General features: G+C 63.3%; 23 protein-coding genes, 1 tRNA gene and 1 pseudogene. 9 read left to right on the top strand and 16 right to left on the bottom strand.

The window, feature by feature from the left end; translation table 11 throughout:
• Nucleotides 1–74 precede the first annotated feature (74 nt).
• The 4 genes from NYR54_RS01085 (at nucleotide 75) to coaA (ending at nucleotide 4,848) form a co-directional block, all read left to right on the top strand.
• On the top strand, nucleotides 75–1,748 hold the full coding sequence (locus tag NYR54_RS01085; protein ID WP_261513540.1) for a Na/Pi cotransporter family protein: 1,674 nt from the start codon (nucleotides 75–77) through the stop codon (nucleotides 1,746–1,748).
• Between the two features lie 949 nt (nucleotides 1,749–2,697).
• Entirely contained in the window at nucleotides 2,698–3,498 is an 801-nt protein-coding gene (gene hisF, locus NYR54_RS01080) for an imidazole glycerol phosphate synthase subunit HisF (protein ID WP_261513538.1), read from the top strand.
• Nucleotides 3,495–3,836, top strand: a complete 342-nt coding sequence (locus tag NYR54_RS01075) for a phosphoribosyl-ATP diphosphatase (RefSeq protein WP_261513537.1) — start codon at nucleotides 3,495–3,497, stop codon at nucleotides 3,834–3,836. The genes hisF and NYR54_RS01075 overlap by 4 nt, the downstream gene beginning before the upstream one ends.
• Nucleotides 3,837–3,888: 52 nt before the next feature.
• On the top strand, nucleotides 3,889–4,848 hold the full coding sequence (gene coaA / locus NYR54_RS01070) for a type I pantothenate kinase (protein WP_261513536.1): 960 nt from the start codon (nucleotides 3,889–3,891) through the stop codon (nucleotides 4,846–4,848).
• 11 nt (nucleotides 4,849–4,859) lie between these two features.
• On the opposite strand, the gene NYR54_RS01065 is transcribed toward coaA, so the two are convergent.
• Nucleotides 4,860–5,477, bottom strand: a complete 618-nt coding sequence (locus NYR54_RS01065) for an alpha-ketoglutarate-dependent dioxygenase AlkB family protein (RefSeq protein WP_261513534.1) — start codon at nucleotides 5,475–5,477, stop codon at nucleotides 4,860–4,862.
• A gap of 179 nt (nucleotides 5,478–5,656) precedes the next feature.
• Entirely contained in the window at nucleotides 5,657–6,691 is a 1,035-nt protein-coding gene (locus NYR54_RS01060) for an aspartate-semialdehyde dehydrogenase (protein ID WP_261513533.1), read from the bottom strand.
• A gap of 388 nt (nucleotides 6,692–7,079) precedes the next feature.
• Between NYR54_RS01060 and NYR54_RS01055 the strand changes: the two genes are divergently transcribed.
• Together NYR54_RS01055 and NYR54_RS01050 are read left to right on the top strand one after the other, a co-directional pair.
• Complete coding sequence (locus tag NYR54_RS01055; protein WP_261513532.1) at nucleotides 7,080–7,475, top strand: DUF6152 family protein; 396 nt, start codon at nucleotides 7,080–7,082, stop codon at nucleotides 7,473–7,475.
• Between the two features lie 22 nt (nucleotides 7,476–7,497).
• Complete coding sequence (locus NYR54_RS01050) at nucleotides 7,498–7,962, top strand: hypothetical protein (protein WP_261513531.1); 465 nt, start codon at nucleotides 7,498–7,500, stop codon at nucleotides 7,960–7,962.
• An 11-nt stretch (nucleotides 7,963–7,973) separates the two neighbouring features.
• On the opposite strand, the gene leuB is transcribed toward NYR54_RS01050, so the two are convergent.
• The 5 genes and pseudogenes from leuB to NYR54_RS01025 form a co-directional block, all read right to left on the bottom strand.
• Complete coding sequence (gene leuB, locus NYR54_RS01045; RefSeq protein WP_261513528.1) at nucleotides 7,974–9,086, bottom strand: 3-isopropylmalate dehydrogenase; 1,113 nt, start codon at nucleotides 9,084–9,086, stop codon at nucleotides 7,974–7,976.
• 68 nt (nucleotides 9,087–9,154) lie between these two features.
• Nucleotides 9,155–9,400 (bottom strand): annotated as a pseudogene (locus NYR54_RS01040) (Rid family hydrolase); the annotation flags it as partial.
• A gap of 517 nt (nucleotides 9,401–9,917) precedes the next feature.
• A complete protein-coding gene (locus tag NYR54_RS01035) occupies nucleotides 9,918–13,265 on the bottom strand; it encodes an error-prone DNA polymerase (protein WP_261513527.1) in 3,348 nt (1,115 codons plus the stop codon).
• Complete coding sequence (locus NYR54_RS01030) at nucleotides 13,262–14,722, bottom strand: DNA polymerase Y family protein (protein ID WP_261513708.1); 1,461 nt, start codon at nucleotides 14,720–14,722, stop codon at nucleotides 13,262–13,264. Before NYR54_RS01030 ends, NYR54_RS01035 begins: the two co-directional genes overlap by 4 nt.
• Complete coding sequence (locus tag NYR54_RS01025; RefSeq protein WP_261513526.1) at nucleotides 14,664–15,656, bottom strand: ImuA family protein; 993 nt, start codon at nucleotides 15,654–15,656, stop codon at nucleotides 14,664–14,666. The genes NYR54_RS01030 and NYR54_RS01025 overlap by 59 nt, the downstream gene beginning before the upstream one ends.
• A 185-nt stretch (nucleotides 15,657–15,841) precedes the next feature.
• Between NYR54_RS01025 and NYR54_RS01020 the strand changes: the two genes are divergently transcribed.
• Nucleotides 15,842–16,285: a metallopeptidase family protein gene (locus tag NYR54_RS01020; RefSeq protein ID WP_261513525.1), complete on the top strand. Its 444-nt coding sequence runs from the start codon at nucleotides 15,842–15,844 to the stop codon at nucleotides 16,283–16,285.
• Between the two features lie 76 nt (nucleotides 16,286–16,361).
• On the opposite strand, the gene NYR54_RS01015 is transcribed toward NYR54_RS01020, so the two are convergent.
• Together NYR54_RS01015 and NYR54_RS01010 are read right to left on the bottom strand one after the other, a co-directional pair.
• Complete coding sequence (locus NYR54_RS01015) at nucleotides 16,362–16,568, bottom strand: DUF1737 domain-containing protein (RefSeq protein WP_261513524.1); 207 nt, start codon at nucleotides 16,566–16,568, stop codon at nucleotides 16,362–16,364.
• On the bottom strand, nucleotides 16,565–17,446 hold the full coding sequence (locus NYR54_RS01010; RefSeq protein WP_261513523.1) for an HpcH/HpaI aldolase/citrate lyase family protein: 882 nt from the start codon (nucleotides 17,444–17,446) through the stop codon (nucleotides 16,565–16,567). The genes NYR54_RS01015 and NYR54_RS01010 overlap by 4 nt, the downstream gene beginning before the upstream one ends.
• A 113-nt stretch (nucleotides 17,447–17,559) precedes the next feature.
• Between NYR54_RS01010 and leuD the strand changes: the two genes are divergently transcribed.
• Nucleotides 17,560–18,165 (top strand): 3-isopropylmalate dehydratase small subunit, encoded by a 606-nt coding sequence (gene leuD / locus NYR54_RS01005; protein ID WP_261513522.1) that lies wholly within the window; start codon nucleotides 17,560–17,562, stop codon nucleotides 18,163–18,165.
• Nucleotides 18,166–18,322: 157 nt separating this feature from the next.
• Here the strand turns inward: leuD and NYR54_RS01000 are convergent, their stop codons facing one another.
• From NYR54_RS01000 to NYR54_RS00990, 3 genes are all read right to left on the bottom strand, one after another.
• The gene (locus NYR54_RS01000) at nucleotides 18,323–18,550 is read right to left on the bottom strand and encodes a Trm112 family protein (protein ID WP_261513521.1); all 228 of its coding nucleotides are present in this window, start codon (nucleotides 18,548–18,550) and stop codon (nucleotides 18,323–18,325) included.
• Nucleotides 18,551–18,558: 8 nt separating this feature from the next.
• Nucleotides 18,559–19,554: a thioredoxin gene (gene trxA / locus NYR54_RS00995; RefSeq protein WP_261513520.1), complete on the bottom strand. Its 996-nt coding sequence runs from the start codon at nucleotides 19,552–19,554 to the stop codon at nucleotides 18,559–18,561.
• Nucleotides 19,555–19,643: 89 nt separating this feature from the next.
• Entirely contained in the window at nucleotides 19,644–20,141 is a 498-nt protein-coding gene (locus NYR54_RS00990) for a prolyl-tRNA synthetase associated domain-containing protein (RefSeq protein ID WP_261513519.1), read from the bottom strand.
• A gap of 342 nt (nucleotides 20,142–20,483) precedes the next feature.
• Between NYR54_RS00990 and NYR54_RS00985 the strand changes: the two genes are divergently transcribed.
• A tRNA-Gly gene (locus NYR54_RS00985) sits at nucleotides 20,484–20,558 on the top strand.
• Between the two features lie 103 nt (nucleotides 20,559–20,661).
• Here the strand turns inward: NYR54_RS00985 and NYR54_RS00980 are convergent.
• The 4 genes from NYR54_RS00980 to NYR54_RS00965 form a co-directional block, all read right to left on the bottom strand.
• Nucleotides 20,662–21,087, bottom strand: coding sequence for a hypothetical protein (locus NYR54_RS00980; protein ID WP_261513518.1), 426 nt, complete (start codon nucleotides 21,085–21,087; stop codon nucleotides 20,662–20,664).
• Nucleotides 21,088–21,185: 98 nt separating this feature from the next.
• Entirely contained in the window at nucleotides 21,186–21,530 is a 345-nt protein-coding gene (locus tag NYR54_RS00975) for a hypothetical protein (RefSeq protein ID WP_261513517.1), read from the bottom strand.
• 231 nt (nucleotides 21,531–21,761) lie between these two features.
• Entirely contained in the window at nucleotides 21,762–22,025 is a 264-nt protein-coding gene (locus tag NYR54_RS00970; protein ID WP_261513516.1) for a hypothetical protein, read from the bottom strand.
• Nucleotides 22,022–22,264, bottom strand: a complete 243-nt coding sequence (locus tag NYR54_RS00965; RefSeq protein WP_261513515.1) for a hypothetical protein — start codon at nucleotides 22,262–22,264, stop codon at nucleotides 22,022–22,024. Before NYR54_RS00965 ends, NYR54_RS00970 begins: the two co-directional genes overlap by 4 nt.
• Nucleotides 22,265–22,697 lie beyond the last annotated feature (433 nt).

Here is a 22,697-nt window from a genome sequence, read left to right as displayed (position 1 = left end):
CTTTTTTTGATGCGGCGGCAGCATCTTCCGTGCCGCAGCGTTAAGATCGTGGCGGCCGTATTCTGAGAGGCGACATGAGCGGATCCATTTTTTTCCTGCATATGGCCGGGGCGGTGGCCCTGCTTTTGTGGGCCACGCGGACCGTGCGCACCGGGGTCGAGCGCGCCTATGGCGACGTGCTGCGGCAGCGCTTGCGCCGCACGCTCGGGAACCCGCTCCTCGCCGCAACGACGGGGCTGCTGCTTGCCATCGCGCTGCAAAGCTCCACTGCCGTCACGCTGCTCATCGGCTCCTTCGCCGGCATCGGCATGCTGACGGGCCTTTCCGGCCTCCTGGCCGTGCGCGGGGCAGAGGTGGGCTCGGCGCTGCTGGTCAAGATCCTGAGCTTCGACCTTGCCCTTCTGGTGCCGGTCTGTCTTGTGGCGGGCACCGCGATCTTTCTCGCCACGGAGCGGCGGCGGTGGCGCCAGGCGGGCCGCATTCTGGTCGGCATCGGGCTTCTGCTTCTGTCGCTCGAGATGATGAATCAGGCATCCCAGCCGCTGCGCGAAAGCCTGATCGTGCCGCTGATTGTCGGCTATCTCGACAGCGATCCGATCACGGCTTTCTTGCTTGCCGCCGTCATCACCTATCTGTTCCACTCCTCGATCGCGGCGGCGCTGCTGCTCGCCACCTTCGCCGCACAGGGAATCCTGTCGCCGGAGCTCGGCATCGTCATGGTGCTGGGCGTCAATCTGGGCAGCTCGTTCATTGCGCCAATGCTCACGCGCGCCTCGCCGCCTGCATATCGCGTCGTCCCGCTTGGGAACCTGTTGATGCGCGGGCTGGGCTCGATCGTGGTGCTGGTCGCATTCCTGATCTTCGACCCGTCGCCCGCTCTTCTGGGAGCGTCTGCGGAGGATCAGGTGATCCATGCGCACATCGCCTTCAACGTGCTGATCCTGATTGCGGGCATTCCGCTTTCGCGCCTGGTGCTCAAGGCCACAGAGGGCATTGTCGCCCTGAGCGCCGCAAAACCCGAGGCGCAGGAGGAACAGAGCGCCCTTCTGGCCGAATTCAGCGCGCTCGATCCGGGCGCGCTCGAAAATCCGCAGCAGGCGCTGGCGAACGCCACCCGCGAGGCGGTGCGGATGTGCGAGACCGTAGACTTCATGCTCTCCCGCATCCTCGATCTCTACGAGAAGGCGGACAAGGAAACGATCGAGGCGCTCGAAAAGCTCGATGACACAGTCGACCGCCGCCACCGCGCCATAAAGCTCTATCTCGCCCGCATCAGCCCGCAGAACATGACGGAGGAGCAGGCGCAACGGTGCCAGGAGCTGCTTGATGCCTGCATCAAGCTCGAGCAGGTGGGCGACATCATCGTGCGCAACCTGCTGGCGCATGTGAAGAAGAAGATGGAGCGCAAGCTGCAGTTCACGACTGAGGGCTGGCGTGAACTCTCGAACTTCCATGCGGCGGTGCTCGCCAATGCGCGGCTTGCCTTCAACCTGCTGGTGGCCCAGGACGCCGAGACCGCGCGGCTGCTGGTAGCAGAAAAGGACAGGCTGCGGGAGGTGGAAAAGGTTTCCAGCGAACGCCACTTCGAGCGGCTGCGCAAGGGAACGGAAAAGAGCCTGGAGACGAGCTCGATCCATCTCGACACGATCCGCGATCTCAAGCAGATCAACTCGCTGCTCGCCACACTCGCCTATCCCGTGCTGGAGGCGGAGGGGATGCTCAGCCAGACGCGGCTGCGCTCGGCCTGAGGGAGCGCAGCCCTGCTTGCTGCCGGCTACCCGGAAGCGGGCCTTCGAGATCAAAGACCCGCTTCCCTGGACACCATTCAGAAGGCGGCGAGGGCAAGAAATGAGCCGCTCAGTTTAAAAAAGACTGTCTTTCTCATCGGTTCCTCAAAAAACAGGTGGAAAAATCAGGCCAGGCGGGCCCGAAGGAGCATCGCGAGCCGCGGCGGCCCTGTGCCGAAGGGCGGACGGCACCTGCTTCTGAAAAACCGGATTTGAGGGTGGGCCTGGCGACCTCCCGCGACTCGCCGCAAGAGGGGGGCAACGAGACGGCTGGTCGGCAGAAAGGGCTTGGAACGCTTCCTAGCTATGCCGCCCGAGGGCACACCGCCCGAAAGCAGCGTCAATGCCCGCAGACATGAGGCGGAGACCGGAGCCAGCTCCGGGCAGACCTCAGCAAGCCCCCTACGCATAAAAAATGCATGCGCTTCCCGACGCGATGCGTTTACAAATATGGCGAAACTTTGCGCCAGGCCCAATACGAGTCAATAAAAAATATAGTAATTGCAAGTAGACATATAAGTATAATTTTTCATTTTATTAGATCATCATTTTTACTTTGAACACCGTTCATGTAAGATAACTTGACTACGATATAACTATTTTCAATATAGCTCGTTGAGCCTGAATGTAGCGAAAAGATTCGCGGAACGGTTGCTAGGCTTGGGGCGGATGCTGTCCCGGCCCACGGCTGCCGACCCGCCTTTGGCAGTATGTGTGCCGTCAGCGTGCAAAAATGCCTTGCGGCGGCCGCAAACGAACTTCAGCCACTGGAATTGCCGCACTCGCGCATTCACATAGGCTGCATTCCGGAATATGCAGGGAGCCCGTCGCAGACACGGGAAGCTTTGAAGACGATGAGAGCGCTCAATCCGAAGACAATGGCCGGGCGTATGGCCGGCAGCTGGTTGCTATGACCCTGAAAGCGCGCGTCATCCCCTGCCTGGACGTGAAAGACGGCCGCGTCGTTAAGGGCGTGCAGTTCGTCGATCTGGTCGATGCCGGCGACCCGGTGGAGGCGGCCAAGGCCTATGATGCGGCGGGCGCGGATGAGCTGTGCTTTCTCGACATTACGGCGAGCCACGAAAACCGCGAGACCATCTTCGACGTGGTCGCGCGTACGGCGGAACAGTGCTTCATGCCGCTGACGGTGGGCGGCGGCGTGCGCCAGATTTCAGACATCCGCAGGCTGCTGCTTGCCGGTGCCGACAAGGTTTCCATCAACACGGCCGCCGTGAAGGAACCGGAATTCGTCGCGCGCGCGGCGGAAAAGTTCGGCGATCAGTGCATCGTCGTGGCGATAGACGCCAAGAAAGTGTCGGGGCCGGATGAGGCGGACCGCTGGGAGATCTTCACTCATGGCGGACGCAACGCCACGGGCATCGATGCGGTGGAGTTCGCGCGCCGGGTGGTCGATCTGGGCGCAGGCGAAATTCTGCTTACCTCCATGGACCGGGATGGCAGCAAGGTCGGTTATGATATCGCCCTCACACGAGCCGTGGCGGATGCTGTGCGCGTGCCCGTTATCGCTTCAGGCGGGGTCGGCACGCTTGATCACATGGTGGAAGGCATCCGCGACGGCCATGCGGCGGCGGTGCTCGCCGCCTCGATCTTCCATTTCGGAACCTATACGATCGCCGAAGCCAAGCGGCACATGGCCGAAGCGGGCATTCCCGTTCGGCTCGACCCTCCACGCCAAGCGGGGCACGCATGAGTACGTTCGATCTGGCGAGGCTTGAGGCCATCATCATGGAGCGCGCCCGCTCGGGCGGCGCTGAATCGTGGACGGCGCAGCTCTTTGCGGCCGGTATGGAGAAGGCAGCCAAGAAGCTGGGGGAGGAGGCAGTGGAGACCGTCATCGCCGCGGTCGCCGAGGACAAAAAGGCGCTGACCTCGGAAAGCGCCGATCTTCTCTACCACTGGCTGGTGGTGCTGGCGATTGCCGGCGTGCGACTCAACGAGGTGATGGCGGAGCTCGAAGCCCGCACGGCGCGTTCAGGGATAGAGGAAAAGGCCTCGCGCGGAAAGCCGCCGCATCAGGCGGCAGGATGACAGTGGCTGCAACGATATGGGCTCAAGGGAAGCAGGCACGGAAGGAACACTGATGGACCAACTCGCTCCGGCGGACCGCTATTCCCCCTACCGCATCTTTTCCGCCGACGAGTGGGCACAGTTTCGCAACGACACGCCTCTCACCCTCACCGAGGACGAGGTGCGCCGCCTGCGCTCCCTGAACGACCCGGTCGATCTCGAGGAAGTCCGCCGCGTCTATCTTTCGCTTTCAAGGCTTCTTTCGGCCCATGTGGAGGCCACGCAGCTTCTCTTCGAGCAGCGGCGGATCTTTTTCAACGCCGGCAATGCTGTGAAATCTCCCTTCATCATCGGGATTGCGGGCTCCGTGGCCGTCGGAAAATCGACCACGGCACGTGTGCTCAAGGAACTGCTTGCGCGCTGGCCCTCAAGCCCCAAGGTCGATCTGGTCACCACCGACGGCTTTCTCTATCCCAACGCGGTGCTGCGCCAGGAGGGCCTGATGGACCGCAAGGGCTTTCCGGAGAGTTACGATGTCGGCGCCATCCTGCGGTTTCTTTCAAGCATCAAGGCTGGCCTACCGAATGTGCGCGCACCGCTTTATTCCCATCTCACCTATGATGTGCTGCCCGGCGAGTACGTAACCATCGACCGGCCGGACATTCTCATCTTCGAGGGGATCAACGTGCTGCAGACGCGGGAGCTGCCCAAGGACGGCAAGGCGGTGCCCTTCGTCTCCGACTTCTTCGATTTTTCGATATATATCGACGCGCCCGAGCACCTGATCCATCAATGGTATGTAGAGCGTTTCATGCGCCTGCGCGAGACGGCGTTTCAGGACCCGAAATCCTTCTTCCATCGCTATTCGAAGCTTTCGCCGGACGCGGCCAAGGCGATTGCGAACCAGCTGTGGACGAACATCAACCTGAAAAACCTACGCGAGAACATCCTGCCCACGCGCCCGCGCGCAAGCCTCATCCTGCGCAAAGGGGCGAATCACCTCGTGGAGGAAGTGGCGCTCAGAAAGCTCTGAGCTGTTCCTGGTCAGCCAGGCGGGTTGACCCTCCTCAGCGTCAGGTTGATGCGGCCGCCGTTCTTCAGAAGGTCGGAGGTGTCGGGATAGATCCGGTCAACGCCGTGATAGGCGAGGCGCCCTTCTCCTCCCAGAACGACCACATCGCCGCTTTCGAGCCGGAAAGAGACAGTCTTGCCGGAGCGGCTGGTGCCGCCCACGCGGAAAAGGCAGGCATCACCCAGCGATATGGAGACCACCGGAGCGTCGAAGTCCTGCTCGTCCCGGTCCTGGTGCAGACCCATCCGGGCGCCCTTGTCGTAGAAGTTCACAAGACAGGCCTCGGGCGAGTGCGGATAGTCGGAGACGGCACGCCACAGCGCATAGAGCCGCTTCGGCATGGCAGGCCAGGGCCTGCCGGTTCCGGGATGGGTGTACTGATAACGGTAGCCACGCTCCCTGTCGGTTACCCAGCCGAGCGGCCCACAATTCGTCATACGCACGCTCATTGGTTTTCCGGTGCGGGGCATGGTTGGCACGAAAAGCGGCGCTTCGGCCACGACGGCACGGATTTCGGCAAGCAGAGCTTCCTGCTCCGGCCGGTCGAGATAGGCGGGCAAGTGGCGTATGCCGCTTGGAAGCGCAAGCATCAGAAGGCCATTCCTTGCAATAGAGCCGGGTTCATATTCCGCGGGAAGGCGCGATTGTTCTCCGGCGTGTGCAGCAGGGGCATCCAGCCGAAAGCGTTCAACGCGGCGCGCATCATCTCATCGATCGCGTCTGCGTCCGCGCTTTCTGCCGGACGCAGCACGACGCCCCGGCCATCGCTTCAGGCGGCCCGCTTCCTCGGCTGTATGAGGTCGCGGGCAAGCAGCAGCTCGGCGATTTGCACCGCATTCAGTGCCGCGCCCTTGCGCAGATTGTCGGAAACCACCCACATGGCGAGCCCGTTCTCCACCGTCGGGTCCTCGCGGATGCGGCTGATATAGGTGGCGTCCTCGCCCGCGCTCTCATAGGGCGTGACGTAGCCGCCGTCCTCCCGCTTGTCGACCACCAGGCAGCCCGGCGCCTCGCGCAGGATCTCGCGCGCCTCATCTGCCGAAATCGGCTTCTCGAACTCGATGTTGACGGCTTCCGAATGGCCGATGAACACCGGCACGCGCACGCAGGTGGCCGTGAGCTTGATCTTCGGATCGAGAATCTTCTTGGTTTCGGCCACCATCTTCCATTCTTCCTTGGTGAAGCCGTCTTCCATGAAGACGTCGATATGAGGGATGATGTTGAAGGCGATGCGCTTGGTGAACTTCTTGACCGAGATAGGATCGGCGACGAACACTGCGCGCGTCTGCTCGAAGAGCTCGTCCATGCCCGCCTTGCCTGCGCCCGAAACCGACTGATAGGTCGAGACCACCACGCGCCTGATCGTCGCAATGTCGTGCAGCGGCTTCAGCGCCACCACGAGCTGGGCGGTCGAGCAGTTGGGGTTGGCAATGATGTTCTTCTTACTGAAACCGTCGATCGCGTCCGGGTTCACCTCCGGCACGATCAGGGGCACGTCCTGGTCGTAGCGCCAGGCTGAGGAATTGTCGATCACGACGCAGCCCTGACGGCCGATCCGGGGAGAATATTCCTTGGAGACCGTGCCGCCGGCCGACATCAGGCAGATGTCCGTGTCGGAGAAATCGTAATTTTCGAGCGCTCTCACCTTGAGCGTCTTGTCGCCATAGGAAACCTCCGTGCCCATGGAACGGCGCGAGGCGAGCGGAACCACCTCGTCAGCAGGAAAGCCGCGCTCCTCCAGAATGTTCAGCATCTCGCGCCCGACATTTCCGGTGGCGCCGACCACAGCCAACTTGAAACCCATGTGAAAGCTCCTGTCCCTCTCTCCACTTGGCTTGGATGAGGCCCGCCGGCCGTGCGGGCTCTTCGCCTCCCCGGCCTGGCTCGGGGAGAGAGCGAGCGGGCCAAGGAAGATCAGACCGTTTTGCCGGTCGTTTTGGCCGTTTTCTTGGTAAAGCGGAAACCCCCACCGCCGTTCCCGGCAGCGTGTTGCTGGCTGACTACGATGTCTTGCGCAGGAAGAAAGGCGCGCATGACCCAGACAATCTCCGTTTCCGCGCCGGTTTTACGCCGAAACGGAGCAGAGTCAATCGGGCTCGCTGTGAGAACGGTTTCCGGCCTCGCCGCAACGTGAATTGAATGGGAAAGGGGAAAGCCTTACCGTCGGAAAAACCGGAAAAAGGAGGCGCGGAATGAACATCCGTTTGCCATTCCGTTTGGTATGCGCTCTCGCACTGGCGTCCATCCTCACAGCGCTTCCGGCCGTGCCAAGCCTTGCCCATCACGGCTGGTCATGGACGGACGAAGAGATTTTCGAGCTCGAAGGCGCGATCACGGAAATCTACGTGGGAAACCCGCATGCAACACTGGATGTCGACGTCGCTGGCGAAATCTGGCGGGTCGAGCTGGCGCCACCCTCGCAGACCGTGCGCGCAGGCTTTTCCGAGGAGGCCGCGCGGCCCGGAGATACGGTGAAGGCCGTCGGCAACCGCTCCCGCGACCATAGTGAGCGGCGCATGAAGGCGGTACGCATCATTGTCAACGGAACCACCTACGATGTCTATCCGAACCGCGTTCCGAGCCAGTAAGCGCGGCTGCGAGGCGGCCTGATTGGAGCTGCTGCAGGCAATCGAGCAGCTTGCGCCAGCCCGGGAGCTTAGGGCGTCGTTCTACGCCTATCCGCTTGTCAATGCCCTGCACATCCTAGCTGTCGGCGCGCTCTTGACGAGCGTGATCCTGATGGATCTCAGGATCCTCGGCTATCTTTTCAGGCAGGATCGCCAGCCCTTTCTGCGCCTGATGCGGAGACTGGCCCTCACCGCTTTCGGCGGAGCGGGGGTCACGGGGATCTTGCTCTTCTCCATTCGTGCGAGCGAGTACTTCTTCAATCCCGCCCTGCAACTAAAGATGGGGCTGATCCTTCTTGCCGGCGCAAATCTGCTGGCGCTGCGCGTCGTAGCGTCGGACCCGGGAGGCCTGCCTCAGGAGGGCGGGCCTTCCCGCGTCTTCGCCGCCCTGTCGATCCTGCTCTGGATCGGCGTACTGATCTGCGGCCGCTTTATTGGCTTTCTGTGAATCGCAGAAGCTCAGGCCGAAAGCTCGCGATATTTCCGTATGATCGCGTCGCCCATGGCCGAGGTGCCCACCTCGCACATCCCGTCCGACATGATGTCGCGGGTGCGCAGGCCATCCTCCAGAACGGCGGCGATCGCCCTCTCCAGCCGGTCCGCCTCCTCGATCATGTTGAAGGAGTAGCGCAGGCACATGGCGAAGGACGCAATCATCGCGATGGGGTTCGCGATGCCCTTGCCGGCGATGTCGGGCGCCGAGCCGTGCACCGGCTCGTAGAGCGCCTTGCGGCTTCCGGTCTTGGGATCGGGCGCGCCGAGGGAGGCCGAAGGCAGCATGCCAAGCGAACCCGTCAGCATCGCCGCGACGTCCGACAGCATGTCGCCGAAGAGATTGTCGGTCACGATCACGTCGAACTGCTTCGGCCAGCGCACGAGCTGCATGCCGCCCGCGTCGGCCAGCATATGGGTGAGCTCCACGTCGGAATATTTCGCTTGGTGGGTGGTCGCCACGACCTCCTTCCAGAGCACACCCGACTTCATGACATTGTGCTTTTCCATCGAGCAGACCTTGTTGCGCCGCGTGCGCGCGAGCTCGAAGGCCACGCCGGCGATGCGCTCGATCTCGAACGTATCATAGACCTGGGTGTCCACGGCGCGCTTCTGTCCGTTGCCGAGATCGATGATCTCCTTGGGTTCTCCGAAATAGACACCGCCGGTCAATTCCCGCACGATGAGAATGTCGAGGCCTTCAACCACCTCCTTCTTGAGCGAAGAGGACACCGCCAGGGCTGGATAGCAGATGGCCGGGCGGAGATTGGCGAACAGTTCCATTTCCTTGCGCAGGCGCAGCAACCCCGCCTCCGGGCGCACCTCGTAGGGAACACCGTCCCATTTCGGCCCGCCGACGGCGCCGAAGAGCACCGCGTCCGCCTCGAGCGCGCGCTGCATGTCCTCTTCGGAAATGGCTTTTCCGTGCGCATCATAGGCCGAGCCGCCCACAAGGCCTGTCTCCGTCTCGAAACCGGCGCCGAACTCGGCATTCATCACCGCGATCAGCTTCGAGACCTCGGCCATTGCCTCGGGGCCGATACCGTCACCGGGAAGGAGGAGGAGCTTGCGCGTAGCCATGGGAAGCCTCTCAGGAAAGAAAAACCGTGCCCTTGCTAAACGGCGGGAGGGTGGAGCGCAAGAGAGCTTCAGCGGTCGCGGCCGCACCTCAACGTCGTCACCTCGATCTCCACCTTCATCTCCGGCTTGATAAGGTCGCAGATGATCATCATCGCCGCTGGCCTGATTTCGCCGAACACCTCTCCCGGCACGGCGAAGACGCCCTCGACATAGGATCAGTCGGTCACGTAGTGGCGCGCGCGCACCAAGTCTGCCATATCAAACCCGGCCTCGACGAGCGCGGCGCGTATGGTCGCCACGCAATTGCACGCCTGCCCGGCGGGGTAGCGCTTGCCCGCCCTTTCTCCTTCGCTTCTCCCGAAAGCCACAGCGCGATACCGGCGTCATAGCGCAAGCCGCAGCGCTCCTCTCCGTCATCCCGGAAGCCGCGTAAGCGGCTATCCGGGACCCAGTAGCGCCATCTCCACTGCTTTGGATCCTGGCTCTCGTTTCGCTCGGCCGGGATGACGGTGGAGAGCGACTGTCTTGGAAGTCCAGGCCGAAATGCCTCACGGCTTACGCTCTGGTCCCACTTCACTGGCCCATCCTTGCGCCAGACGGGGTGGATCCTCGGCTGAGGGTTTCCCCAAGCGACTGTTCGGGCTTGGGAAAATGGTGAAGTTGGCCCTCTCTCCCACGATCTTCAAGATCTGTGTGTCGTCGGGCTTGGCTCCGCAACGACTTCCAGTGGCCGCCGAACGTCGCCGATTCCAAGTTACAGGGTCGTCGCATGACCAGAACTATGGCCGCCTCTTTCTTGCAGAACTTGATGCACAGAACCGCCGCCGCGCTCTAATGAAAATTTCGTCCCTTGGGCATCACCTGGGCGGCGGACATGGGCTTGACCACAGGCGCCAGCCGCGGCCTTGCCGGGCGGGGCATGGGGCTGGAACCGGATGGCCGGAGCGCAGCCCCGCCGGCCTCATTCCCACGGCCCTGCGGCAGATGCATGCCCTTTTCTTCAAGCAGCACGTTGAGCCTCGGACTCAGATCTTCGATCCGCTCGGCAACGACATGGATTACGCCTGATGCACTTTGCAGGCGCCCGGTCACACGCATGAAACGGGCACCCAGCACCTGCGGCCGGAACCGCTCGAAGATCTTGTGCCAGACGACAGCATTGGCAATGCCGGTCTCATCCTCAAGCGTCACGAAGATGACGCCCTTGGCGGTGCCGGGGCGCTGGCGGATGAGCACGAGGCCGGCGACAGAGACGCGGCTGCCGTTGCTCATCTGCCCTAGATGCTCGTTGGGGGTCACGCCTTCCGCATCGAGGCTGGCTCGCAGGAAGGAGACGGGATGGGCCTTCAGCGACAGCCCGAGCGCCCGATAATCATGCACGACGTGGCTGCCGATTGGCATAGGCGGCAGGCGCATTTCCGGTTCGTTTTCGGCAAGGCGCAGATCCGGGCGATCAAGTAGCGGAAGCCGTTTGGTCCCCGTGTCGTCCAGCGCCTGCACGGCCCAGAGCGCGGCGCGCCGGTCAAGTCCGAGGGAGCGGAAGGCATCCGCCTCGGCAAGGCGCGCAATGACGGATTTGCCGAGCCCGGAGCGCAGCCACAGATCGCGCACCGAATCGTAACCGGCGCCGCGTCTTTTTGCGAGCTGCTCCATATCCTGCTCCGACAGCCCCTGGACCTGGCAAAAGCCGAGTCGGACGGCATGCCGCGTCCTGATGACGGACCGCATGTCCGCATGGCGCTCCGCCACGTGGGCGGGGTCAAAGGCGGCCTCTTCCAAGGTGCAGTCCCATTCGGAAAAATTGACGTCTACGGAGCGTATCTCGACGCCGTGCTCGCGCGCGTCGCGCACGAGCTGCGCCGGCGCATAGAAGCCCATAGGCTGGGAGTTCAGGATCGCCGCGCAGAAGACATCCGGATAATAGGCCTTGAACCAGGCGGAGGCATAGACGAGCAGTGCGAAGGAGGCGGCATGGCTTTCGGGAAAACCGTATTCGCCGAAGCCTTCGATCTGCCGGAAGCAGCGTTCGGCGAACTCGCGCGGATAGCCGCGGGAGACCATGCCCTCGATCAGCTTTTCCTTGTAGTCGGTGACCGAGCCGGTGCGCTTGAAGGTCGCCATGGCGCGGCGCAATTGATCGGCCTCCCAGGGCTCGAAGCCGCCCGCCACGATCGCGATCTTCATCGCCTGCTCCTGGAAAAGCGGCACACCGAGGGTCTTCTTTAGAATGGTCTCGAGCTCGGGCCGCACATATTCCGGATCTTCCTTGCCCTCGCGCCGTTTCAGATAAGGGTGCACCATGTCGCCCTGGATCGGACCGGGCCGCACGATCGCAACTTCAATGACAAGGTCGTAGAACTCTTTCGGCCTCAGCCGCGGCAGCATCGACATCTGCGCGCGCGATTCCACCTGGAAGACGCCGATCGTATCGGCACGGCTGATCATGTCGTAGACGGGCTTTCGCTCCTTCGGGATTTTTGCAAGATCAAGCCCCCTGCCATAGTGGCGTTCCAGAAGCCCGAAGCAGCGCTTGAGGCAGGACAGCATGCCAAGCGCGAGCACGTCGACCTTGAGAAGGCCGACATTGTCGAGATCGTCCTTATCCCACTCCACCATCTTGCGCTCGTCCATCGCCGTCTTGACGATAGGCACGATCTCGTCGAGCCGATCCCTGGTGATGACGAAGCCGCCCACATGCTGCGAGAGGTGGCGAGGAAAGCCCATGATCTCATTGGCGAGGGAGATCAGCTGCTTGGTGCGGGGATCGGTTCCGGCGAGACCGGCTGCACTGGTTTCCTTCTCGCCCACCTTCGCGCTCGACCAGCCCCAGATCGAGCCTGACAGAGCCGACATCACGTCTTCGGACAGGCCGAGCGCCTTGGCCACCTCGCGCAGCGCGGAACGGCCGCGATAGGAGACGACGGAGGCGGCGAGCGCGGTGTGCTTTTCGCTGTATTTCTCATAGATGTAGGCGATGACCTCGTCGCGCCGCGAGTGCTCGAAATCGACGTCGATATCCGGCGGCTCGCCGCGGTCCTCGGAGATGAACCGCTCGAGCAGATGATCCATGATATCGGGCCCGACATCCGTGATGTGAAGGCAGTAACAGACAAGGGAATTGGCCGCCGAGCCCCGGCCCTGGCACAGGATTCCCTTTGAGCGGGCAAACCTCATGATGTCGTAGACCGTGAGGAAATAACGCGCGTAGTTCTGCCGTTTGATGAGGGCGAGCTCCTTGCGGATGAGCTTCTTCTGTGCCTCGGGCACGCCCTTTGGGAAGCGCTCTGCCGCGCCTTCCCAGGTGAGGCGTTCCAACTCCTCCTGGGGCGGGAGGCCGGATTCCGTCGGCTCGTCGGGATAATTGTGCTGGAGCTCATCGAGCGAGAAAGTGAGGCTTTCGGCAAAACGGATCGTTTCGGCAAGCGCCTCGGGGTAGCGGTGGAACAGCCGCGCCATCTCCCTGGGCGGTTTCAGGTGGCGTTCGGCATTGGCCTGAAGCGCAAAACCCGCCTCTGCAACCGGGATTTTCAGGCGGATCGCGGTCAGCACGTCCTGGAGCCGCCGGCGCTCTGCCGCGTGGTAGAGCACGTCGTTGACCGCCATGAAAGGAAGACCCACGGCCTCGGCCATGCCCGCCGCCTGAGCGAGCCGCCAGCGATCATCCCCTCGGTAGGCGGGAGCGGCGGCAAGACGCAGATTGCGACCGAACCGGTCCTTGAGCGCCCGCAGGAGAGCAAGGGTCTCCTCCTCATTCGCGTGCAAATCCGGCAGGACGGCGAGCGACATGCGCTCGCCCCATTCCAGAAAATCCTCCTTGCGCAGATCGGGATCGCCTTTCTCGCCGCGCGCATTAGCGACGGTGAGCATGCGGCACAGATTTGCCCAGCCCTGCCGGTCCTGCGGGTAGGCCAGCACGTCCGGCGTGCCGTCGGAAAAGACGAGCCGGCAGCCGGGATGGTAGCGCAGTTGGACAACCTCTCCGGACTCCAGCCTGATGTGCTTCGACTGGCTCCAGGCACGCACCACGCCCGCCACCGTGTTGCGGTCGGCAAGGCCCATAGCCGCATAGTCGTAGAATTTTGCCGCTACGACCAGCTCCTCCGGCCGCGAGGCCCCGCGCAGGAAGGAGAAATTCGACTGTACGGCAAACTCCGCATAGGCGGGGATGGACGTGCTCATGGGAATATCCCGTGCATGAACCAGCGCGGCATCTCTTCGACAGCACCGTAAAGCCCTTGCCGGTAGAGCCAAAAACGGCGGCCCTCGGTATCCTCGACCCGGAAGTAATCGCGCGTCGGTGCATCCTCCTGATCGTCGTGCCACCATTCCGGCGCGATGCGCTCGGGCCCTTGCGCGCGGGAAACGTTATAGATGGCGCGCCGCCAGCGAAAATTGAGCGGTGGTCCATCTGGCACCTCGGCCGCTGCCACCTCAATCGGCTCGGGGTGAAGAAAGAGGCGGATCGGCCGCTCCGGCACGCCGGATGTGCCGCCTGCAGGCACTGCGGCTTCGGGCAGGGCTGCCTTGCCGCCAGCGGCGAAGGGAAGCATCCGGACGGCGCGTTCCGGGATATGGCTTTCCACCGGCACGGGCCGCATCAGCACATGCTCGCCCAGGCGAGCGCGCACCCGATCGGCGAAAAGGGCGAGACTTTCTTCCGCGACCATGCCGTCGCCGGCAAGATCGGTTTGTACAACGGTGAAGGGCGAAGCCTTCAGCACCGAGAGCCGCACCAGCTCGAAACCATAGCCGGCGTCGATCTCATCGCGGGAAGCGGAAAACCGCTCACGGAAGAGCCTGCGGATCAGGTTCGGCTCGCGCAGCGGCAGGGTGGCGCGGACCACGTGCCGCTGCACCGCCCCATCCACCCGGAAGAGCGAAAGCTGCACCACATCGGCCCCTTCGCCGCGGCGCTCCAGATCCTGCTGCAACGTGCCAGCAAGCCCATGGACGAGGTTCTCGATGTCCTCGGCATGGACGACCGGCTCGACGAGCTGCCGCTCCGCCGAGAGCGGCGGCACGGGCAGGCGCGGCGAGATCGCCTCCTCGGCCTGGCCCAGCGCTTGGTCGAGCCGGACAAGAAGCCCGGCGCCGAAGCGACGCGCAAGCGGCGCGCGCGGGGCGTGGAGGATGGCTCCTATCGTATGGAGGCCGACGCTTTCCAGCCTGATGCGGGTCTCCGCATCGATGCGCAGGGCAGAAAGGGGAAGCGGCGAGAGAGCGTCCGCCTCCTGACCCGGCAGGATCCTCGCAAGCCCCGGAAACCGCGCCGCCGCCCAGGCTGCGCCGGCGGAGGAGGCTAGCCCCGCCCGCGCGTCAAACCCTTGGCGGCTGAGCCGGGAGAGAATGTCCTGCATCATTTTCTCCTCGCCGCCGAAGAGATGGACGCAGCCCGTGATATCGAGGAACAGGCCGTCGGACCCGTCGATGGCGACAAGCGGCGTGTAGCGGTCGCACCAGTCCGCCAGGCTTTCGAGCAGGCGGCGGTTGGCTTCCGGATCGGCCTCCACGATCTCGATCTGCGGATGCATGGCCCGCGCATCGGCCACGCCGAGGCCCGGCTTCAGCCCCAGCGCCTCAGCCTGCTCGTCGAGGGCGGCGATGCGCTGGACGTTCCTTTCCCGGTGGCTGACCACCAGGGGCGGGCGCTTTGCCTGCGGGGCGCAGCGCCACGACCGTCCCCATCGCTGCCGGAGGATGCGGTCGGTTGCCAGATGCGGGAACCAGAGCGCCAGAATGCGCTGGGCGGATTTCGCGGAAGCTTTGCTCATGAGGGTTCCATTCCAGAATAAAACGCCCCGGCCGAGCCGCACGGCTCTTGCCGATGACGACGGTGAAGGCGGGATGGCCGATTGAATCCTGCAGGAGACCGGCGAGTGAGCGGCGCGGCGCCGCGGGCTCAGCCGAAACGGTAAAGCGCAGGGGAGCGGCCGTCGGTTCCGCTACGGCCGCCTCACGGATCAGAAAGACGGGGCGGCCCAGTTCCTGCGCCCTGCGGTGCAGGCGGCGGGTCGCCGTAAGGTCGAGCCGGGCGGGATTGCCGCGGACTTCCAGAACCACGGCGCCGAAATCCTTCTGTCTTGCGGCCTCCTCCGCGACCCACAGCGCATCGGCAATATGTGCCGTACTGACGAACAGAAGACCGCCGGCGGCAAAACCGAACAGCTTTTCAAGGCCGGGAGCGTATGGGAATCCTGCCTCACGAAAGACATCTGCAAGGCCTATCCAGCAGATGAGGAACTGCTTCCGGCTCCGACCATCGGCCCGCCGCAACAGGGCGAGGAGGCCGAGGGTAAAGCCTGTCGCCGCCCCCGCATCGCGCGTCTGAAGGCTGTGAATTTCGGTCAGAGCGGCGCGCGGCACCCCGCCCGCGAGCGCGCAATCAAGTTTTGGCACACCAGTGCCGAGAAAGGCGCTGCAGCCTTCGCGGACCGCCGAGATGCCACGGCGCAGCACAACGGAATCCCCGGCCTGCGGCGAAGCCAGCCGCTCGGGCAGGCTGCCTTCGATCCTGGAAATTTCCCGGCGCAGGGCACAAATCGTCTCCTGCGCCATGGCAGACCTTGCCATGGCGTATGCTCCGGCTTCTCATATTTGTTCCTGTTATGTTCTTATCGATTCCAGAGGAGAACCAAAGAGTCAACAAGGATTTTATTCCTCGACCTCCTATGTTCAGTGCCTCCGGGAAGCCGTGAGACCGGATGCTCTCGAATCCTTAAGCGGAAACCGCTATATGCCCGAGCAAAGGATACGAAATGGCACGCATCTATCAGACACGCGCCTGGCACGACCAGCTTTCGCCGTCACTCGGCGAGTTCGAGCTTCTGGCGATGGAAACCTATGCCAATCTGCCGGAAGAGTTCCGCAAGCTCACCGGCGACATCATCATCCAGGTCGCCGAGTTTCCGACCGAGGAGGTCATGGACGATCTGGCGCTGGAGACGCCGTTCGACCTGCTCGGCCTGTTCGAGGGGCGCGGCATTGCCGAGCGCTGGAACCCGGCGACAGGCGAGGGGCCGAACCGCATCACGCTCTACCGGCGCGCGATCCTGGACTATTGGGCCGAGAACGAGGAGACCCTAGGCGATATCGTGGCCCATGTGCTGATCCACGAGATCGGCCATCATTTCGGCCTGTCGGACGACGACATGGCGCGCATCGAGGAGGCGGCCGAAAACCCGTCGCGCCCGGAATCGTAAGACAAGAGGAGCCCGGCTCCTCTTGCCCTGCAACAAAAATCGGGCCGGAAGACCGGCCCTGCTTTTCCAAGGCACCTTAATATTCGCCAAGCTTCATATCGGGCGAGTATTCGACGCTATCCACCTCCTTGTAGACGGCCTGGCCGCAGCGCATCGTCTTTGTCTCGGGATCATAGGCATAGGTGGGTGAGCCGTGCAGAAGCCAGCCCTTGTTCAGGGCTGCCGTGACCTTATGGCAGAAACTTGAATCATCCGGCCCTGTCAAGAAACGGTAGAGCTTCATTCACCCTTCTCCTTGATCTCGCGCGCCTTCTTCAGAAGCGCTTCCGCATGCTCCAGATGCAGGCGCTCGACCATCCGGCCCTCCACCGAAATGACGCCTGCGAATCGGTTCTCCGGTTTGGCGAACGCCGCCACGATGGCTTGCGCCTCGGCGATCTCCTCCGACGTGGGTGAGAAGGCGGCGTTCGCCGGCGCGATCTGCACCGGATGGATCAGCGTCTTGCCGTCGAACCCCATGGCGCGGGCGCGGGCGCATTCCCGCGCGAAGGCCTCCGTTTCGCGAAACGCGTTCCACACCCCGTCGAGAGCCGTCAGGTTTCCGGCCCGCGCGGCAAGCACGATCTGCAAAAGCCATGGCGTGAGATAGTCCCGGCTGGCGACGCGGGTCTCCTTTACAAGATCGTTTGTGCCGGCCACGAGGCAGGAAAGCCGTGCTGCGGGATCGCGGCCAAGCTCCGCGATGGAACCCGCATTGAGCAGGCCGCGCGGCGTCTCGATCATCGCCCAGAGCCGGATGGAGCGGGGTGCATCGGTCTCGTCGAGTGCTGCATCCGCATCGAGAATGTCGCGAGGGCCCTCGACCTTGGGAAGCAGGATGGCATCGGGGTGACAGGCGCGGGCGGTCAGAAAATCCTCCGTTCCCCACTCGCCCGCAAGCGGGTTGATTCGGATGACGATCTCGCATTTGGGCCGGCTGGTGCTCTGCAGGAAGGCGCGCAGCTGCTCGCGCGCCTCTCCCTTCGTGTCGGGGCTCACCGCGTCCTCGAGGTCGAAGATGATCGCGTCGCAGGAAAGCGTCGCGCTTTTTGCCACCGCCCGTTCGTTGTCGGCTGGTACATAGAGAACGGAGCGGCGGAGACGCTGAAGAGGCTCGTGCATGAAGCGCTTCATGGCCCAGCGCCGAAGTCTGCGCAAGGCCTTTGCTTGATCGCCGGGCATGATGTAAAGGGTGCCGGTACCCATACCACGAGATGAGACAGGCACGAAGGGCCATGGAGAAGTTCACAACGCTTACCGGGGTCGCAGCGCCTCTGCCGATCGTCAATGTCGACACCGACATGATCATCCCCAAGGATTATCTGAAGACGATCAAGCGCACCGGGCTCGGCAAGGGCCTGTTTGCCGAGATGCGCTACAATGAGGACGGTTCGGAAAATCCGGATTTCGTTCTGAACAAGCCGGCCTACCGCAACGCCAAGATCCTGGTCGCCGGCGACAATTTCGGCTGCGGGTCCTCGCGCGAGCATGCGCCCTGGGCGCTTCTCGATTTCGGCATACGCTGCGTGATCTCCACCAGCTTCGCCGACATTTTCTACAACAACTGCTTCAAGAACGGCATCCTGCCCATCACCGTAAGTCCCGAGGAGCTGGACAAGCTGATGGACGATGCCGAGCGGGGCGCCAACGCCACCTTGACTGTAGATCTGGAGGCGCAGGAAATCCGCGGCCCGGATGGCGGCGTGATCAAGTTCGAGATCGACGCCTTCAAGCGCCACTGTCTCCTGAACGGCCTCGACGACATCGGGCTAACGCTTGAAAAGGCCGCGACCATCGAAGCCTTCGAGAACAGATACGCCGCAAGCCGCCCCTGGGCGTGAGGTTTGCGCGGCCCGATCCGCCGGCGCGCCTTCTGGCGCAACTCCAGGAAAGGTGGATGCCGGTTTTCCGTCCGGAATTGCGGAAGGCGACTTCAATCCTTTCACCGCGAAACACTGACCGGATTGAGCGTCGGCATTACCGCTCGCTTTTGTCCTGTTACGACCCTCGTGATGCCGGTGTGCTGTCGGCATCAAGCGGCCGTGCCTCAGACGGTAGCATGACGGGAACGCCATCGCGCACCGGATAGGCAAGCCCTGCCGAAGCGGAGATCAGCTCTTTCCGCTCCGCGTCCCATTCAAGCGGCCCCTTGGTCAGGGGGCACACCAGAAGCTCAAGAAGCTTCGGCTCGATCAAGGTGCACTTGTCTCGCCCACCCGTGGGCATGATTGGCCTTACGAGAACAGAAGGGAGGAAAGCTTGCGCCGGGCCGAGAGGGTGACGGGATCGCTCATGCCCCAGGCTTCGAAAAGTTCGAGGAGCTTGGTGCGCGCGGCGTCGTCCTTCCAGGCGCGGTCCGCCTTCACGATGGCAAGCAGGCTGTCCGCCGCCGCCTCCCGTTCGCCGCGGGCGTTCTGGATGAGCGCCAGATCGAAGCGCGCCTGATGGTCGGCGGGATTTGCCGCAAGCCGGCGCTCAAGCTCCGCCGGATCGCCGAGTTCCGCAACCTGCTCGGCAAGCGCCATCCTGGCACGCACCGCCGCCACGGCCGACGCGCCCTTCTTGGCCTCGGGAACCCGGTCGAGCACCGCCTTGGCCTCGTCCGTCCGTCCCGCCTCGAAAAGCAGGTCGGCAAGGCCGGCAAGCGCATCGACCTGTTCCGGATCCTGCTCGAGCACCGCTGAATAGATTTGCACGGCGGTCTGGCTGTCGCCGGCCTCGCGAGCCTGGCCTGCCGCAGCGAGCGCCTCCTCGATCCGGCCCGTATCACCCGCCGTCAGGCGGCCGATGAACTCGCGCACCTGGCTTTCGGGAATGGCGCCCATGAAACCGTCGACGGGCCGGCCGTCCTGGAAGGCGATCACGGCGGGGATGGACTGGATTCCGAGCTGCCCGGGAATGGCCGGATGCTCGTCGATATTGAGTTTGGCGAGCTTCACGCGCCCGCGCGCCTCGCGGACGACCTTTTCAAGCATCGGGGTCAACTGCTTGCATGGGCCGCACCAGGGCGCCCAGAAATCGACCAGAACCGGCTGGCGGCGCGATTCCTGGATAACGTCGGCGGCGAAAGAGGCGGTGGAAACGTCCTTTATGACGTCCGTGCCCTGCGGGGCCGTCTGGCTAGCGCCGGCACCGGCGGCTGCGCTCCTGTCGGACCCAGCGTTCAGGCCTCCGAAGGTGATGTTCACTTCGCCTGCGCCGGTGTCGTACGGATTGTCACGGTTGCTCATCTGTGCCCCTTGCTGTGCTTGCGGCCTTCACCACCTGTGCGGCATAGCAGCCGCCTTGCGAAACGCAAAGCCGGAACGTGATGTGGCGTTCATTGCGAAAGTTTCAAGATGAGCGGCTCATGCCCCGTCGAGCGGAGGAATCGCAGAAGGTCGGCGGTGCGGATGGAAGTCGTTGCCGTATTGTGCAGCGGATGCGCATTGATGATTTCATCCTTGAGCAGTTCCTCGTCCAGCACGACGGTAACCTTGCCTTCCGGATCGTTGATGACGCCGAACAGGGTCACCGCGCCGGGCACCACCCCAAGCATCGCCATCAGGGCATCCGGCTTGCCGAAGGAAACCCGGCCCGAGGCGCCAATCTTGTGGTGCATGGTCTTGAGATCAAGCTCGGCCTCTTCCTCGGCGGTCACGAGGAAATACCGGTCCTTCTTGTCCTTCAGGAACAGGTTCTTAGTGTGCGCGCCGGGGATTTCGCCGCGCAGGCTGCGCGATTCGGCAACCGTGAAGAGCGGAGGGTGGTGATGGGTCGTCACCTCGATATCGAGCTCCGCGAGATAGCGCATCAGCTCATCCGGCGTTTTTGGCATTTGGCCTTCGTCTCCCTTGTTCGCTCCTCGGTCTCTCCTGCATGCGCAGATTCGCCTTGCCGCTCGATTCCGGCCGGCTGGCTGCTGCGCGCCGGTTCAGCCGGCCCATGTCCTTCGGCTGGCCCATGTTTTTGGCCGGTCTATGCTCAATGAGTCGCAACTTCCATCTGGGTCTACGTGCGTGCACCGGTTCCGCGCAAGAGCGCCTGGCGCCCCATGCGCCCTGGCGACCCGGGCCCGCATTCTTTCGCCTGCGGTTTTCGGGTGAGGTTATGCGAATTGGCTGTTGCAATCGGCGAGGCTTTCGGTCATATAAGCGCCGCGCGGTTTCGGACCGCATGAGCGGGTGTAGCTCAGGGGTAGAGCACAACCTTGCCAAGGTTGGGGTCGAGGGTTCGAATCCCTTCGCCCGCTCCAAAAATCCCACGGGAAAACAAGAAGTTACAAGGGCCGCCGCGAGGCGGCCTCTTGCTTTTCTGGCCTCCGGGGAGCAGCCGGGGGAGCGGCATGAGGGCTTGCCTCAGTGGCTCCGAAGCGTCCGAATGGCGGTCCAGCCCGCGTCGCCGGGGCGCTTCACGTGCCAGTATATCCACCCGTCGAGGCTCGTGTGGCGACCGTCCTTGGTGAGCGCCACCCCGCCCGCCGCCGCCGAGGGGCTCTTGAACTCCTTGCCCTCGACCAGCCACCGGCCATTCTCGATACGGCCCGTGTAGACCCGGCCATTGTACTCCATGCGCAGCTCGGTCCCGTGAGGCAGTGTCACGCCCTTGCCCGCCCAAGGGCGGCCAGATGGGGCTGCCGTCTGAGGCGGGGCAGCGGGGGCCGCTCCCTCAATGCCGAGCAGGCGGCGCAGCGCCGTGTTGGGCGGCTCGTTGAAGCTGGTGCGCTCAAGCTCGATCCGCTTGTGCACCTCGAAGTCAATCTCAATCGTTCGCATCTCGCTCATCGCATACCTCCAGGGTTTCGATGGAGAGAAGGTAACTCAGGGATTTCAGTAAATCAAGTGAAAAGAGGAGTCGCCCTGCCTCGGGGCGGCTCCGCTCGTCAGTCGGCAGTGACAGGCAGCTCGCTCAGCCGGGCAACAAGCTCCGCGTCCCGGTCCTGGCACTGCCACTCCGCGAAATCGTCGGCAAAGCATTCGAGGAGCCAGCACGTGTCCCTGGGCAGGCTCCTCCGAGAGGTGCCAGTCTCCGCGATCTTGCTCATGCCGAAGATGAGCTGGTCGTAGACCTCCAGCGAGCCACCGCAGCGCAGAACGTCCAGCGCCATCCTGAGGCACAGCGCCGCCTCCAATGAGTGGTGTGCGTCGTGGCTCTCAAGCTGGTTGATCGCCTTCGGTAGTTCCTCGAAAAGGACGCGCCAGTTAGCGGTTTCAACTTCACCTGGCATAATTGTTTCCTTTCGCTTTTTCGCCGCCCCACGACCACCGCGAGGCGTGACTGCACATCCGCACAGAAGTGGTCCCCACTGCACGGGAGCCAATACGGGGTGATTCGGAGGAGAATTGGCCCAAGTGAAGGGCCGGGGCGGGCCACTTATCGTGATGATTGGCCGGGGTAGCTCCTGTCCTGGCCGTCTCCGTGAGGAGTTGGCCCCGGTCGCCCATGAGGCCGGGGCCCTTTACTTGTTACGGACGTAGACAAAACGCGCCCCTTGCCCAGGGTGACCGGGAAGGGTCGCGACGGTTCTGCCGTCTTTCACGACATAGGTCCGGTCGGGGCCGTAGCCGGAGCCAAGCGGGCCATCCAAGCGCGGGTCAGGAGCTTTGGTGCCGTGGGCTTCGGGCGGCAGCCAATTGGCGTAGAAGGCCCGGAGGTGCGGATCGGTGCTCGCCGCGCACCCAGAGAGGGCGGCGGCGAGCAGGATGGAAGCGGCGCGGGTCACGGCCGGGCAACCACCTGAAAGGTGCCTTTCCCAACGTTCGCGACGGCGGCCTTGCCGCCCTTCCGCCGAAGCTGATCGATGCAGTTGCGAACCATCTTCGGCGTGACGCCCAAGCGCTTGGCGGTGGCCTCGACCTCGAACGCCTGATCGGCAACTGCCGCGAGGAATTTCTCCATGAGAGAGGCGACCTTGCTCTGGCGGGCGGGCTTGGTCTTGCGGGGAGTGATCTTCTTCGTCATGTCGAGCTCCTTTTCTTGTGGGCAACTCTCAGTTGCGGAGAAACGATCTCGCCAGCATGCGAGGAAGACAACAAGAACCTGCCAGCGTTAATCCGGCGCATAGGGAGAAAGGGATCGGGAGTTACGGCGACAGTCGTCACACAAACGATTTCCGGGCCCTGCGCTTCGGAACGGCTTTCCACAACATAGGCAGCGACGGATAGGGAGAGAAGAGGGCCGCGTCGGTGGTTGATTCGGCTCGACCTTGGAGATGATGGTGCCGTTTTTGGACGTGATTGGCGGCTGAAATTCAATCTGGCCTAAGTGCACTCGCTCGATGATCTGCCCTTTTGGTAGGCCCAAGGCCAGCAGGTCTGGCACAGTCATGCCGACCTGCATCTGAGCCCAGCGGGGGCCGGGCTGACGCTTGAAGTTGAGTGCCGCGATACGAGGC

The organism is Chelativorans petroleitrophicus, from assembly GCF_025398195.1.
Taxonomy (GTDB): Bacteria; Pseudomonadota; Alphaproteobacteria; order Rhizobiales; family Rhizobiaceae; genus Chelativorans; species Chelativorans petroleitrophicus.
Note: the sequence above shows the minus strand (reverse complement) of the source record. Positions and strands in the feature narration are given on the sequence as shown.

Coding starts and splice junctions, on each gene's coding strand:
- NYR54_RS01085 (WP_261513540.1), top strand. CDS start 75: ATGAGCGGATCCATTTTTTTCCTGCATATGGCCGGGGCGGTGGCCCTG.
- hisF (WP_261513538.1), top strand. CDS start 2,698: ATGACCCTGAAAGCGCGCGTCATCCCCTGCCTGGACGTGAAAGACGGC.
- NYR54_RS01075 (WP_261513537.1), top strand. CDS start 3,495: ATGAGTACGTTCGATCTGGCGAGGCTTGAGGCCATCATCATGGAGCGC.
- coaA (WP_261513536.1), top strand. CDS start 3,889: ATGGACCAACTCGCTCCGGCGGACCGCTATTCCCCCTACCGCATCTTT.
- NYR54_RS01065 (WP_261513534.1), bottom strand. CDS start 5,477: ATGCTTGCGCTTCCAAGCGGCATACGCCACTTGCCCGCCTATCTCGAC.
- NYR54_RS01060 (WP_261513533.1), bottom strand. CDS start 6,691: ATGGGTTTCAAGTTGGCTGTGGTCGGCGCCACCGGAAATGTCGGGCGC.
- NYR54_RS01055 (WP_261513532.1), top strand. CDS start 7,080: ATGAACATCCGTTTGCCATTCCGTTTGGTATGCGCTCTCGCACTGGCG.
- leuB (WP_261513528.1), bottom strand. CDS start 9,086: ATGGCTACGCGCAAGCTCCTCCTCCTTCCCGGTGACGGTATCGGCCCC.
- NYR54_RS01035 (WP_261513527.1), bottom strand. CDS start 13,265: ATGAGCACGTCCATCCCCGCCTATGCGGAGTTTGCCGTACAGTCGAAT.
- NYR54_RS01025 (WP_261513526.1), bottom strand. CDS start 15,656: ATGGCAAGGTCTGCCATGGCGCAGGAGACGATTTGTGCCCTGCGCCGG.
- NYR54_RS01020 (WP_261513525.1), top strand. CDS start 15,842: ATGGCACGCATCTATCAGACACGCGCCTGGCACGACCAGCTTTCGCCG.
- NYR54_RS01015 (WP_261513524.1), bottom strand. CDS start 16,568: ATGAAGCTCTACCGTTTCTTGACAGGGCCGGATGATTCAAGTTTCTGC.
- NYR54_RS01010 (WP_261513523.1), bottom strand. CDS start 17,446: ATGCACGAGCCTCTTCAGCGTCTCCGCCGCTCCGTTCTCTATGTACCA.
- leuD (WP_261513522.1), top strand. CDS start 17,560: ATGGAGAAGTTCACAACGCTTACCGGGGTCGCAGCGCCTCTGCCGATC.
- NYR54_RS01000 (WP_261513521.1), bottom strand. CDS start 18,550: ATGCCCACGGGTGGGCGAGACAAGTGCACCTTGATCGAGCCGAAGCTT.
- trxA (WP_261513520.1), bottom strand. CDS start 19,554: ATGAGCAACCGTGACAATCCGTACGACACCGGCGCAGGCGAAGTGAAC.
- NYR54_RS00990 (WP_261513519.1), bottom strand. CDS start 20,141: ATGCCAAAAACGCCGGATGAGCTGATGCGCTATCTCGCGGAGCTCGAT.
- NYR54_RS00980 (WP_261513518.1), bottom strand. CDS start 21,087: ATGAGCGAGATGCGAACGATTGAGATTGACTTCGAGGTGCACAAGCGG.
- NYR54_RS00975 (WP_261513517.1), bottom strand. CDS start 21,530: ATGCCAGGTGAAGTTGAAACCGCTAACTGGCGCGTCCTTTTCGAGGAA.
- NYR54_RS00965 (WP_261513515.1), bottom strand. CDS start 22,264: ATGACGAAGAAGATCACTCCCCGCAAGACCAAGCCCGCCCGCCAGAGC.